General features: G+C 73.8%; 10 protein-coding genes. 2 read left to right on the top strand and 8 right to left on the bottom strand.

Annotated elements, in window-relative coordinates:
- Position 1: 1 nt before the first annotated feature.
- On the bottom strand, positions 2-796 hold the full coding sequence (locus IEY98_RS30270) for an AfsR/SARP family transcriptional regulator (RefSeq protein WP_268244619.1): 795 nt from the start codon (positions 794-796) through the stop codon (positions 2-4).
- A 319-nt stretch (positions 797-1115) separates the two neighbouring features.
- Here IEY98_RS30270 and IEY98_RS30265 point away from each other — a divergent pair, with 319 nt between their 5' ends.
- On the top strand, positions 1116-1916 hold the full coding sequence (locus IEY98_RS30265; protein WP_189214101.1) for an AfsR/SARP family transcriptional regulator: 801 nt from the start codon (positions 1116-1118) through the stop codon (positions 1914-1916).
- A 28-nt stretch (positions 1917-1944) separates the two neighbouring features.
- The gene (locus tag IEY98_RS30260; protein ID WP_189214100.1) at positions 1945-3357 is read left to right on the top strand and encodes an MFS transporter; all 1413 of its coding nucleotides are present in this window, start codon (positions 1945-1947) and stop codon (positions 3355-3357) included.
- A gap of 46 nt (positions 3358-3403) precedes the next feature.
- Here the strand turns inward: IEY98_RS30260 and IEY98_RS30255 are convergent, their stop codons facing one another.
- From IEY98_RS30255 to IEY98_RS30225, 7 genes are read right to left on the bottom strand one after another with little or no spacing between them, the layout of a single operon-like run.
- Complete coding sequence (locus tag IEY98_RS30255) at positions 3404-4039, bottom strand: cupin domain-containing protein (RefSeq protein WP_189214099.1); 636 nt, start codon at positions 4037-4039, stop codon at positions 3404-3406.
- Between the two features lie 38 nt (positions 4040-4077).
- A complete protein-coding gene (locus tag IEY98_RS30250; RefSeq protein WP_189214098.1) occupies positions 4078-5370 on the bottom strand; it encodes a class I adenylate-forming enzyme family protein in 1293 nt (430 codons plus the stop codon).
- A gap of 16 nt (positions 5371-5386) precedes the next feature.
- Positions 5387-6460 carry a 3-dehydroquinate synthase II family protein gene (locus tag IEY98_RS30245; RefSeq protein ID WP_189214097.1) on the bottom strand — a complete coding sequence of 358 codons (1074 nt, stop codon included), beginning with the start codon at positions 6458-6460 and terminating at the stop codon, positions 5387-5389.
- Entirely contained in the window at positions 6457-7269 is an 813-nt protein-coding gene (locus tag IEY98_RS30240; RefSeq protein ID WP_189214096.1) for a 2-amino-3,7-dideoxy-D-threo-hept-6-ulosonate synthase, read from the bottom strand. The genes IEY98_RS30245 and IEY98_RS30240 overlap by 4 nt, the downstream gene beginning before the upstream one ends.
- Positions 7270-7326: 57 nt before the next feature.
- Positions 7327-9024: a class I adenylate-forming enzyme family protein gene (locus tag IEY98_RS30235; protein WP_189214095.1), complete on the bottom strand. Its 1698-nt coding sequence runs from the start codon at positions 9022-9024 to the stop codon at positions 7327-7329.
- A gap of 26 nt (positions 9025-9050) precedes the next feature.
- A complete protein-coding gene (locus IEY98_RS30230; RefSeq protein WP_189214094.1) occupies positions 9051-11906 on the bottom strand; it encodes an FAD-dependent monooxygenase in 2856 nt (951 codons plus the stop codon).
- Positions 11896-13530 (bottom strand): FAD-dependent monooxygenase, encoded by a 1635-nt coding sequence (locus IEY98_RS30225; protein WP_189214093.1) that lies wholly within the window; start codon positions 13528-13530, stop codon positions 11896-11898. The genes IEY98_RS30230 and IEY98_RS30225 overlap by 11 nt, the downstream gene beginning before the upstream one ends.
- Positions 13531-13534 lie beyond the last annotated feature (4 nt).

Genomic DNA, 13534 nt, shown 5'->3' with positions numbered 1-13534 from the left:
GTCAGTAGCCCGCGCACGGAAGCGCGGCGCGCCGGGTGCCGCCGAACCGCGCCGAGGACAGCACCGGCTCCCGGGAGAGCACGGCCTGCCGGAGCCTGCGCAGCCGCGGCGTCGGCTCGACGCCCAGGTTGTCGACCAGGACCGCGCGCAGCCGCTGGTACACCGCGAGGGCGCGCTCGGACTGGTCACACCGGCAGAGGGCGACCATGTACTGGGCGTGGATGCTCTCGTGGGTCGGGTAGGCGGCGGTGAGCGGCTCCAGCTCGTCGAGCAGCTCGCGGTGCCTGCCGAGCGCGAGGTCGGCCTCGATGCGCTGCTCCAGCACGACCTTGCGGGACTCCTCGAACTCGATGACCTTGGCCGCGCTGAGCGGGCCGGGGTTGACGTCGGCGAGCGCGGGGCCGCGCCAGAGCGCGAGCGCGTCGGACAGCCGGGCCGAGGCCTGCCGGTGGTCGCCAGCGGCCGCCGCGGCGCGCCCGGCCGAGGCGAGCCGCTGGAACTCGACCCAGTCGACGCGGCGGCCGTCGAGCTGGTAGCCGGGGTTGCGGGTGTGCAGCAGTCCGTCGCCGCCGCCCGCGGCGCGCAGTGTCCTGCGGATCTCCAGCACGTAGGTCTGCAGGGTGGACATGGCGCTCTTGGGCGGCGAGTGCGCCCAGAGCTCCTCGATGCATTCCGAGGACCGCACCACCGTGTCGGCGTTGAGCATGAGAAATGCCAATAGCTGGCGGACCTTGGGCGCCGTGGGCGCGCGATCGACGCCCCCGGCCGATATGACGACAGGGCCGAGCAAACTCATCCGCATGGATGTTCCCCCAACGTGAGCGACCTTCAATTCATCCCCAGCGGTCGGACTCTCGGCCTCGATATTAGTCCGCTCGGGCTACTCTTTTCGTGTGTTTTCCCCGATCGAGTGATCACGCTTCGTGCTCGTGATCAGCGACGATGCGCCAGCAAAGGTGGGTTGAATTCGGGACACTCCGCATGAAGACGGACTATTGCCGATTCGATCTGTGACCTGCATCACTCCCTGCAACCGCCGCTTCCCAGTCGGTGTTTGCGCTCAATGGCGTGGTCTCACGCACGCATTTCGGAGAACGACGCATCGGGGGACGCTCGTGAGGTTTCTGATCCTTGGTCCGCTTACCGTCCTCAAGGACGGGGAGGACGTCACGCCGAGCGCGCCGAAACAGCGCGCTCTGCTGGCGCTGCTGCTGGCGAACGCGAATCGGCCCGTCTCCATGGCCCAGGTCGTGCGGGAGCTGTGGGACTACGACCCGCCCCCGCGCGCGGTCGCCGCCGTCCACACCTACGTCATGCAGGTGCGCAAGGCGCTGCGCGACGACGACCGGCTCGTCACCGTCGAGCAGGGATACCTGCTGCGCGTGCGGCCGGGCGAGCTGGACCTCGACGCCTTCGCCGACGCCGCCGCGGCCGGGCGGGAGCGGCTGGCGGCGGGCGAGCTCGCGGCGGCCCGACGGCGGCTGCGCGACGCGCTCGGCCTCTGGCGCGGCCGGGTGCTGGTCGACGTCGAGTCCGGCCCGCTGCTGCAGGAGGCCATCGACCGGGCCGAGCGCGACCGGCTGGACGCGGTCGCCGCGCGCATCGAGGCCGACCTGGGCCTGGGCCGCCACCTGGAGCTCATCGGCGAGCTGAGCGGGCTGGCGCACCTGCACCCCGACGACGAGCGCCTGGTCCGGCTGCTCATGCGGGCGCTGTACCGGGCGGGGCGGCAGGCCGACGCCATCGCCGCCTACGGCGACCTGCGCCGCGAGCTGGCCCGCGAGCACCGCGCGGCGCCCGCGCCGGAGACCGAGCGGCTCTACACCCACATCCTCACCGGCCACCCCGGCCTGGAGTGGACCGCCCCGCCGGTCCCCCGGCCACGCAGCTCAGCCGACCACGGCGCCCTGCTGTGACCGGCCCGAACAACGAGGAAGGACTGCCATGAACGCGCACTCCGCAGCCCGGACGACCGGGGCGGCGACCTCGGCCGCCCGAGGTCCGGGGTTCGGACTGGTCCTGATGCTCTGCGCCCAGTTCATGGTGATGCTGGACGCCTCCATCGTGACCGTCGCGATCCCGGAGATCCAGCACGAGCTGGGCTTCTCCGCCACCACCGTGCAGTCGGTGATCACCGCGTACAACACCGCGTTCGGCGGCGCCCTCATCCTGTGCGGCCGCGTCGGCGACCTGCTCGGCAGGCGGCGGGTGTTCGTGATCGGCATGGTCGCCTTCGCCGTCACGTCGCTGCTGTGCGGGCTGGCCCAGGACGCGGTGACGCTGGTGATCGGCCGCGTGCTGCAGGGCTTCTCCGCCGCGCTGATCGCGCCGACCGCGCTGGCGCTGCTGACCACGTCGGTGCCCGAGGGGCCCGCCAGGGCCAAGGCGATGAGCAAGTTCGGCATGGCCACCGTCGTCGGCTTCATCAGCGGTCTGGTCTTCAGCGGGCTGCTGGTGGAGGCGTGGGGCTGGCAGGGCGTCTTCTACGCCACGGTCCCGGTCGGCGTGCTCGTCGCGGTGCTCGCGCCGCGGTTCATCCCGGACGTGCCCAGGCAGCCGCACCGGATCGACGTGCTGGGCGCCATCCTGATCACCCTCGGCGTGGCGCTGCTCGTCGCCGCGCCCGCGCAGAGCGTGTCCTCCGGGCTCACCTCGGGGGCGTTCCTGTGGCCGCTGGCTGCGGGCGTCGCGCTGCTCGGGGCGTTCCTGTGGCTGGAGAGCAGGCACCCGGAGCCGCTGGTGCGGCTGGGGCTGTTCCGCTCCCCGGTCGTGCGCGCTGCCAACCTGGTGTCGGTGGCCTCGGGCATCAGCTCCGGCTCGGCGTACCTGCTGGTCACGATGTACCTGCAGGAGGTGCTCGGGTACTCGGCGCTGCAGGCCGGGCTGATCGTCGCCCCGGTCGGCGTCCTGAACATCTCCTTCGGCTTCGTGCTCGGCAGGCTGATCACCCGGCTGGGCCTGCGGGTGTCGGTCACCGCGGCCACCGTCGGCTCCGGGCTGCTCATCGCGCTCGTCGCGTCGCAGGTCTCGCCGGAGACGAACATCTGGGTGTACGCGATCGCGCTGCTGCCGATGGGGATGGCGTTCATGGCGACCACCGTCACCTCGACGCTGGCGGCGACGTCCAATGTGGCCAACCACGAGCAGGGGCTGGCCGCGGGCGTGCGGCAGACCTCGTTCCAGCTCGGGATCGCCGTCGGCGTCGCCATCCTCATCCCGATCGCGTCCAGCGCGGGCGCCGGGCCCGTCGCGCTCGCCGACGGCATCCGCACGGCGTTGTTCCTGCTGGCGGCGATCGTGGTCGTGGTGGGCATCGTGGCCTTCGCCGGGCTGCGGAGCCTGGCGCGCAAGGGCTGAGGACGCGACGGCCCCGACCCTGCGCGGGTCGGGGCCGTCGGGGTGGCTACGCGGCCGTGAGGTGGCGGGTCACCTCGGCGGGCAGGTCCTCCAGGTCGGCCCGCTCGCCCGACCAGCGGCCCAGGTACTCCGGGTTGCACCCCTGGTAGCCCAGCAGGCGCGCCAGCGGGGCGATGGCGCCGTAGACGGCGCGTTGCAGCGGCCACGGCCTGCTGGTGAACCGCAGGACGTCGGAGAACTCCAGCAGGGTCACCGAGCGCTGCAGCAGGCCGGGCACGCCGTGCTCGTCGGCCTTGCCGTCCTCGGCCAGGCAGAACAGCTGGCGCAGCAGCAGGGTCTCGAACCGGTCGGCGCGGTTGCGGAACTCGACCACGGCGAAGGTCTCCTCGTGGTCGCTGGCGCTGAAGAAGCGGTGCGTGACGCCGGGCGGCACGGCGACGTGCCGGCCGGGCTCGTCGAGGATCACGTCCCGGCCGTCGATGTGCACCCGCAGCCGACCGCGCACGAGCGTGAACCGCTCCTCGCTGAGCGGGTGGACGTGGTAGTCGGCGGCGAAGCCGCCCGGCGCGACGTAGAGGTCCATGAGCGATGCGGTCCCGCCGGTCTCGGCCGCCGGGGTCCGCACGACGATGCGCTGCCTGCACGGCGGGTTGCGGTAGACCTCACCGGCGCTCACGGGCATGGCTGCTCCTTCGCTGTCGGGTTCTCGCGCGGGGCGGGTCACGCCCCGCGCTGGTGGAGGATCTGTCGCCGGTCGCGCATGAGCTTCCCGTTCGCGGTGCGCGGGAGTTCGCCGACGACGTGGTAGCGCGCGGGCACCGTGCGATCGGCGCCCAGCAGGCGCAGGCACCACCGGCGCAGCTCGCCGGGCTCGATGTCCTCGGTGGCGGCGACGTGCGCCTCGATCGGCTCGCCGTCGAACACCACGGCGTCGGTCACGTGCCGGTGCGCGCGCAGGGCGGCCTCGATCTCGGCGAGCGCGGGCGTGGTGGCCCGGCCGAGCAGCCGCAGGGCCCCGGTGGCCTGGTCGACCGCGACCAGGTCCTGGGTGGACATCCAGCCGCCGGTCCACGGCTCGTCCTGGTCCAGGTACGGCGACTGCGGCACGTGGACCTCCAGCACGCCGCCCACCACCCGGGTCCGCACGCCGGGCACCGGGACGCCCACGGTGGGCGGGCCGAAGACGCCCGCGAGGTCGGCGGCGATGACCCCGGTCTCGGTGGTGCCGTAGGCCTGGCCGACGCGGACGCCGAACCGGGCGAGGAACGCCGCGTGCGTGTCGGCGGGCAGCGGCTCGCCGCTGGAGACCGCCAGCCGCAGCCGGGGCAGGTCGGCGGCCAGGAGCCCGGCGAGCAGGCGCGGCGAGCCGAGCACGGCGTGCGCCGCCGACACCGGGCACGGCGGGAACATCACCGTCGCGCCCACGTCCAGCGCGTGCAGCAGCCCGCCGATCAGGCCGAAGGAGTGCGCGGTCGACTCCAGCACCGCGACGGTCTCGCCCTCGGCAGGCCCGCCTGCCAGCGCCCGCCAGCGGTCCAGCTCGACGAGCAGGGACTCCGAGGTGCGGCCGACCACCTTGGGCCGCCCGGTCGTGCCCGAGGAGAACTGGACCACGCAGTGGCTCGACCGGGCGGGCCGCCCGCCCGGCAGCCTGCGGACCAGCACGGAGCACTCCGCGACGAAACCCGTGCCGGGCGCGCCGAAGGTGACCAGGTACTGCGGCGCGCACAGCGCCAGCAGCGCCCGCCGGTCGGCCGCGCCGACGCCCGGTTCGAGCTGGACCACCTGCGCGCCGAGCGACCACAGCGCGAACAGCGCCCAGAGCTGGGTGAGGCTGGGACGCCCGTGCAGGGCGACCGTGGTGCCCGCGCGGACGCCCTGCACCCGGAACAGCCGCGCCAGCGCCTGCGTCTCGGCGCGCAGCCTGCCGACGGTCACCGGGTGGTGCGCCACGGCCCAGACGGCGTCGTCCGGGCGGTGGTCGATCAGCTCGGCGCCCCACCAGGACCGCATCGGTTCCTCCCGGTGCTCACTTCTCGACGCAGAACTCGCCGACGGGCCAGCCCACGTGCCGCTTGTCGGTGGCCACGTAGCCGAGGAGGGCGTCGCCCGGCTTCAGCTCGGTCACGTTCAGCACCGCGCCGCCGGGGCCGAGCACCCGCACGTGCCAGTCGTCCTGCACGATCAGGTTGACCTTGACGCCGTCCTCCGACGTGGCGTCGATGCCCAGCAGCGGCCGGGACTCCAGCTTGATGCGGCCGACCACGATGCGCCGGGTCCGCCCGTCCGCGCCGACGGCCAGGACCGCGTCGCCGGACTTCAGCTCGCTGAGGTAGTTCGTGCGGTTGTCCTGGCCGAGCACGTAGGAGTGCAGCGCGCCCGCGTTGATCCGGAACGGGCGGGTCGGCATGTAGGGCAGCGGATGGGTCTCGCTGCAGCACAGCACGAACCCGTGCGCGTAGGACCCGACGAGCATGCCCTCGTCCTCGTCGAAGTGGCTGCAGGTGTCGATGCAGACGCGGTCGCCGAGGCCGAGGTGGGTGATCCGGTCGACGCTCAGCTTGGCCAGCGTCAGGTCCGGGGTGGTGGCGCGCAGCATCCGCACCAGCTCGAAGACGTCGCCCGCGGACCTCGGGGCCAGCAGCACGCCCTCGGAGCCCTTCTCCAGCACGTCGACGATGACCCGGGCCTCCTCGATGTCCTCGGCGCGGCAGACCAGGTTGCCCGCCGAGCGGTCGGCCGCGGCGATCACGATCTCCAGCGGGATCTTCGTCGGGTCGGCGAACTGCACCACGGTGTGCGGCATCGCGATCGCCGCGTCGCAGGCCAGCCGCAGGGTCCGGTCGTCGACGACGTCGACGAGGGCGGCGGCCTCCGGCGGGAGCGCGGCCAGCTCGGCGGCGTCGGCGACCGGCCGCAGGTCGATGGCCGACCCCGGCGCGTCGCCGTCGACCAGGACGCGCTTGACGGTGTTGGGCAAGGTCTCCAGCACCGCCATGTCGCTGTCCACGATGGCGTCGACGCGGGCGTGGACAGCCGCGTCCACGACGGCCGCGCGCTGGTCGGACGGGACGGTGCGCAGATCGATCCAGGCGAGTTTCACAGCACTCCTGCCAATCGGGTTCGCGGTTCGGACTCGGTGGAGGGGGCGCGGCCGTGCACGATGGCGGCCAGTTCGGCGACGGTGAGCCGGGGCGACGCGCTGGTGAACACCCGGCGCCCGACGGCGAGGCCCCGGCAGCCCGCCGCCATGGCCGATGCGGCCAGCCCGGCCGGGTCGCCGCCGCTGCCGCCGCCCGCGACGACCACCGGCAGCGGCGAGCTGGCCACCACGTCGGCCATCCGCTCGATCGGCTGCGCCATCACGGTCTTGACCATGTCGGCGCCGAGGTCGGCGGCGATGTTGGCAGCGTGCGCGATCAGCTCGGGCAGGCCGGGGTTGTCGATGCGCGGGCCGCGCGGGTAGATCATCGCCAGCAGCGGGACGCCCCAGCGGTCGCATTCGGACGCGACCATGCCCAGGTCGCCCAGCTGGGCGGCCTCGGTGTCCGAGCCGATGTTGACGTGCACGCTCACCGCGTCCGCCCCGAGCCGGACGGCCTCGTCGACCTCGCCGACGAGCACCTTGGCGTTGACGTCGGGGGCGTGCGCGGTGCTGGCGCTCAGGTGCACGATCAGCCCGCAGTCCGACAGCAGGCTGGCGGGGATCAACCGGGCGCGTCCCTTGTGGACCACCACGCCGTCGGCCCCGCCCGCGACGATGTCCTCGACGAGCCGGGGGAACCCCGCCACGTCGCCGATCGGCCCGTCGGACACGGAGTGGTCCAGCGGGACGAACAGGAACCGGCCGTCCCCCGAGCGCGACAGCCGGGCGAGGCGCAGCGACTTGCCGGTCAACGTGGTCGTGATCATCACACGGCTCCCCTCGTAGCTGGTTCCCACTCTGGCAGCGGGGTCTGGAGAATCGAGCTAGTTCGTCCCGCTCGCCGACCGCGCGCCCGCGTCGACGGCGACGGCCGGGGACCCGGGCGCGGAGAGCAGGTCGGCGTGCCGCTCGCGGAGGACCTTCTTGAGCACCTTGCCGGTCACGCCGACCGGCAGCTCCGCGCGGTCGCGGGCGACGACGAGCGCGGCCAGCCGCGCCAGCCCGGCCGCCGCGAGCGCGCCGTTGCACCGCGACAGCAGCTCCCGGGCGTCGTGCGGGGACGGTTCCTTGAACAGCACCACGGCGGCGGGTCTCGCCGCGCCCGCGCCGTCGTCGACGGCGATGACGGCGGTGTCGAACGCGGCCGTCGCGTTCAGCACGACCTCTTCCAGCGGCAGGCTGTAGACCGGGCCGTCGGCCGTGCGGATCACGTCCGGGGTGCGGTCCAGGTGGTACCAGTTGCCCTCCGCGTCGCGCCGCACCACGTCGCCGGTGAGGAAGTAGCCGTTGCGGATCGCGTCGCCGGTGAGGTCGGGGGCGTTGACGTAGCCGGGGGTGACGCTGGGCGTGCGCACGCCCAGCAGGCCCGCCTGCCCGACCGGCACCTCGGCGCCGCGCTCGTCCAGCGCGGCGGCGGACCGCACGACCCGGACGGGCCTGCCGATCATGCGGCCGTAGTTGTCCGTCTCCGGCGTGTGGACGTTCCGGAACAGCACCATGCCCATCTCGGAGGACCCGAGTCCGTCCACATAGGTCGAGCCGGGCAGCCATCCGCCGCGCGTGGGCCTGCGGCCCAGGCGCAGCAGCGGGCGGATGTGCCGCTCGTGCGACGCGTCGCCCATGCCCATCCAGGTGTGGACGCTCTGCTTGGCCCGGTCGGACAGCCGGTCGACCGGCAGGTCCGCCAGCGAGATCGGGAACCCGATCACGACGGTGGGCAGGAACGCGTTCATCGCCTCGGCGACCCCGGCGCCGGACGGGTCGTCGGTCATCAGCGTGGGCAGGCCGAGCATGATGGCCAGGCTCAGGTAGCTGATGCCCGCCGAATGGCTCTGCGGCAGCGCGGTCACCATGCGGTCGGAGCGCGCGGACGGGAACTTCCACAGCCGCTCCCGCTTGCCCGCGGCGAACGTGCGGTGGGCGAACGAGGTCGGCTTGGGCACGCCCGTCGTCCCCGAGGAGTGCGACACCAGGACGATGTCGTCGTTCGCGGTGCGGTAGGGGTGCCCCGGCGGGACGGACGCGTCGGTAGCCTCCCGGTCCACCTCGGCCACCGCCGCGGTCACCAGGCCGCCTGATCCGGCGGCCGGGCCGCTGCCGGGGTAGGCGGCGGCGATGAGGTCGGCGTCGGCGACCAGGAGGGTGGTGTCGGTGCGCTCGAAGTAGTGCTCGGCCACGGGCGGGGCCATGTTCGGGTTGGTCAGCACCGTGGCCGCGCCGAGGCTGGTGATGGCGATGTGGTGCAGCAGGCCCGCGAGGCCGTCGGTGGTGTAGACGCCGACGCGGGCGCCGGGGCGCACCCCGGCCGCGCGGTGCCAGTTGGCGTAGCGCAGGGCGCGGGTCCGCAGCTCGCGCAGCGAGTAGCCGCGCACCGCGCCGTTCTCGATCCGGTGCAGCAGCGGGCGGTCCGGGTCGTCGGCGACGTCCCAGACGTGCCAGAAGAAGGTGCCCGCGCCGAGGTCCCTCCGGGTGGCGAGGCGCAGCCGCCGCACCGGCGACCGGTGCGCGCCCAGCAGGTACATGGTTCCTCCCAGTGTCGGACGGGATGTCACTTCCTGGTCGCGCGCAGCAGGCCGTGCACGGGGACCATGTCGGGCGGCATCGTGGCGACGTCCTGGGAGAGGGCGGCGGTCACCTCGAACCCGGCCTCCTCCAGCCACCGGCTGTAGGTGGAGAGCTTCTGCGGGCCGCCCTCGCCCATGGTGCAGCCGAGGAAGTAGGCCGGGAAGAAGTCCACCGAGTTGGTGTCCCTGAGGTTCTCCGGGTGGATCGGCACGAGGATGTAGACCTGCCCGCCCGGTTCGAGCGCGGCGTGCACGTTGCGCATGATCCGCAGCACGTTCTCGTGGTCGAACATGTCCAGGAAGTGCTTGATCATCACCACGTCGAAGCCGGTGGGCAGGCCGAGGAAGACGTCGCCGCCGATGAACGAGCAGTGCTCGGCGACGCCGTGCGCGCGGAAGTTGGCCAGCGCGTCGGCCTCCTTCTCCGGGAAGTCGAAGCAGGCGACGGTCAGGTCGGCCTCGGGCTTGAACTTGCGGGTCAGGATCGCGCCGAGCCCGGTGTTGCCCGCGACGTCGAGCACCCGCGCGCCCGGGGCGACCTCGAAGTGGGCGAAGAACCACTCGTCGATGAAGTCGGTGACCGAGTCCATCATCGCGCTCCACGAGGCGCGCAGGTCCGCGTTCTCGGCGGTGGCCGCGTAGAGCGTGCCGTCGAAGCCGTAGAACCGCTGGAGGCCGACGACCTTGCCGGTGCGCACGCTGTCGGACAGGTAGTACAGCTGGCGCAGGCAGATCACCTTGATCATGTCCATCCACGGCACGACCCGGTTGAGATCGGCCTCCGACGGCAGGGCCAGGCCGGACAGCGCGTAGCCGCCGGTGGTCTCGTCGTGGCTGATCAGGTCGTCCTTGACGGGCAGGAACAGCAGCTGCTCGATGGCCGACTCGGTGCCGCCGACGGTCCGCGCGATCTCCCGCGCGGTCAGGCCGGGCTTCTTCGCCAGCAGGTCCACGATGCCCAGCTCGAAGCAGCTCAGCACGTTCATGAACCGCATCGGGCCGAGCGCGTACTCCTTGAGTTTGGCCAGCACCTCGGTGGTGTCGGCGTCCCATGTGGTCATCGGTCGGTGTCCTTCCTCGGTGGGTGTTCGGTGGCCCCTGGCGACCGCCAGCGCGCGGGCGAGCCACGCGTGCGGGTCGTCGTGGGAGTGCTGTCTGGCGGCCACGAAGCCGTCGGGGCGGACCAGGACCGCGCCCCGCTCGCCGTGGCCGCGCAGGGACGTCCAGGTCCCGTCCGGGTCGCGCAGCTCGTGGCCGACGCGCAGCGCGTCGACGCCGTGCGCGGCGGCGGCGTCCAGCCACGGGCCGCCTTCCGCGCCTGCCAGCAGCAGGAACGCGCCCGGGCGCAGGAGCCCGTGCGTGCTCACCGCGCGGCCGTCGCGCTCCAGCCAGGCGTGCGGCAGCCGGTGGCCGGGCCGCGCGGTCTGCACGCAGCGCAGGCCCAGCGGGTCGGTCTCGGGCGCGGGCGTGCCGTCGGGCAGGACGTAGGGGGAGCCGCTGTAGTCGTAGCCGATCTCCACGCCCAGGTGCCGGGAGGTGATCCGGTTGGTGGCGAAGTACTCGGCCATGACCGCCCGGCGGGCGCGGCCGTCCTCGGTGTCGGCGAACAGCGCGGTCAGCTGGGCACGGTTCCACTCCGGCGTGGCGGCCGGGCTGACCCCGGTGCCCGCGGTGATCGCGAGCTGGTTGAACGCCGAGTACAGCGCCCGGTCGACCACCCGGCGGGCCACCGGGCGGCGCTCGGCCTCGTAGCTGTCCAGCAGCGCGGGGTCGGCCCGGCCCGCCAGCACCTCGGCCAGCTTCCACGCCAGGTTGTGCGCGTCCTGGATGCCGGTGTTCAGGCCGAGCGCGCCGGAGGGCGGGTGCCGGTGGGCGGCGTCGCCGACCAGGAAGACCCGGCCGTCGCGGAAGCGCTCGGCGACGGTGCCCTCGACCGGCCAGCGGCTGATCGAGAGCACCTCCATGGGGTGGCAGGCGGGCAGCTTCAGCGTGCGGCGGACCAGGTCCACGACGGCGCGGTCGTCCATCGCGGCGGCGGCTCCCGGCGGGCGGGCGACCATCAGCGTCCACTCCTCGCTGTGCCTGCCCCACCGGGTCGGGCCCATGGGGACGACGCCGCAGTGCTCGACCGTGCCGTCGTCGGTCAGCGAGGAGACCCGGTTGACCACGGCGTCGTCGTGCTCGATGAACGCGGAGAAGTCGGCGCGGACGTGCAGGTTGATCCAGTGGGTGAAGGTCGGCGCGCCCGCCATGCCGATCCCCAGGGCCGGGCCGACCGCCTTGCCGCCGTCCGCGGCGACCAGGTAGTCGGCGCGCACGCGCAGGGTCGTGCCCCGGCCGCGGTCGAGCACGGTGGCGGTCACGCCGGTCGCGTCCTGCTCGAAGCCGACGAGCTCGTGGTGGAACAGCACGCCGCCGGGGGTGCGCCGCTCGGCGTGGCGCCGCAGCAGGGGCTCCAGCCACCGCTGGCCGAGGTTGGCGTGCCGCTGCGCGCACACCGCCGCGTACTCCTCGGCGAGGGCCCCGCCGCCGTAGGCGTCGGTGCGGTGCAGCACCTTCCTGTCGTACGGGGCGTCGCCGCCGAGGCTGGTGAGCCACACCATCGCCGAGGACTTCTCCGGCGGCGCGCCCTCGCGGTAGATGTCGTCGGCCAGCCCGTGCTGGGCCATGATCTCCATGGTGCGGCCGTTGAGGATGTGCGCCTTGGGGTAGCGCGACGTGGTGGCGTGCCGCTCCACGAGCAGCGACCGGACGCCGAGGTCGGCCAGGACGACCGACGCGGTGAGCCCGGAGCCGCCGCCGCCGACGATCAGCACAGGCACGGTCGTTTCAGCGGGCATCGCCCGTCCTCCCCTGGTGTCCGGTGACGGCGGCGATGACGGCCCGGGCGTCGTCCGGCGCGCGGTCGCCGCGCCACGCGATGTGGTGGTCGGGCCGGACCAGCGCGAGGTCCCGGCCGTAGAGGTCGCGAACGTCCGGGTTCGGCACCGCGAGCACGGTGAGCGGGACTCCCGCGGCGCGGGCCGCCGCGGTGAACGCGCCCGCCTCCGGCGGCCGGTCGCCCAGGCGCAGCAGGGTGAAGCCGTCGCCGAGGCGGTCGAACAGCGAGTCCCCCGGCCCGCGTCCGGCGGTGCACCAGGCGTGCGGTGCGCGCCCCCCGGGTACGCCGGACGGCGTGTAGTCCACAAGGGAGTCGGCGGGCGGGTCGCCGTCCGCGCACACCAGCGGCGAGCCGTCGTACCGCGCGCCCAGCTGGACGCCGATCGAGGCGAACTGCTCGCCGCGGGCCGCCAGCAGCGCGCCGACGCGGGCCCGCTCCCGCCTGCCCTCCGGGCTGTCGCTCTCCAGCTCGGCCGACGGCGCGAGACCGGCCAGGCCGCGGTTCAGCTCCCGCGCCGCCGCCGTGTTGCGCAGGGCGACGGGCCGCCGTTCGCGCTCGTAGGAGTCGAGCAGGGCGGGGCCGCCCCAGCCGGTCAGCGCGGCGGCGAGCTTCCACGCCAGGTTCGCCGCGTCGTCCACGCCGGTGTTCATGCCGAATCCGCCGGTCGGGGTGAACAGGTGCGCCGCGTCCCCGGCCAGCAGGACCCTGCGGTCGGCGAAGCGGTCGGCGACCAGCGCGACGCCGGGCGTCCAGCGCCGGTGGCCGAGCACGTCGACTTCGATGTCCGCGCCGGCGGCCCGGCGCACGAGCGCGGGCACGCCGCCTGCGTCGGCGGAGCTGGTCAGCAGGACGTACTCGTCAGCGCCGTCGAGGGAGATCAGGTTGGTCGCGAACCCCTCGGTGATCGCCCAGTACGCCCACGCCCGCCCGGCCCGCCCGACGCGGTGGCGCAGAGCGGGGACCCGCAGGTGCGCCGCGATCGCCCGGCCGCCGAGGACGGGCTGGTCGACGCCGCCCTCGCCGCGGTACTCCGCGCCGATCGCCGCCCGCACGACGCCGCGGGCGCCGTCGCAGCCGACGACATACCGGGACCGCAGGTCGCCCTGCTCGGTGCTGATGGTGACGGAGTCGGCGTCCTGGCGCACGGCCGTGACGCGGCAGTCGAACCGCAGCGTCACGCGCGGCCGCGCCTTGGCCCGGTCGAGCAGGACCCGCTCGACGTAGAGCTGGTTGGCGCGGTGCAGCGGCTCTGGGACCTGGTCGGTGGCCGCCGCCGTCCGGACCGCGGCCCGCTTCTGGGCCGTCGACGGCATCGGCAGGCGGGCCAGCTCGTGGCCGCCGTAGCGGGTGAAGTAGGCGACGTCGGTGGGGTGGTCGGCGGGCAGGCCGAGCGCGCGGACCTCCTCGGCCAGGCCCAGCCTGCGGTAGTGCTCCATGGTCCTGGCGTTGTGCGTGTTGCCCCTGGGCACGGCGCAGACCGTGGACTCGTCGTTGACCAGGGTGCAGGGAATCCCGTAGTGGTCGAGGTACAGCGCGAGCACGAGGCCGACCGGTCCGGCTCCGACGATGACGACGGGGATCATCGCC

The sequence above is a fragment of the Actinokineospora fastidiosa genome (assembly GCF_014648415.1).
GTDB lineage: Bacteria > Actinomycetota > Actinomycetes > Mycobacteriales > Pseudonocardiaceae > Actinokineospora > Actinokineospora fastidiosa.
This window is presented reverse-complemented; position numbering and strand designations above follow the sequence as displayed.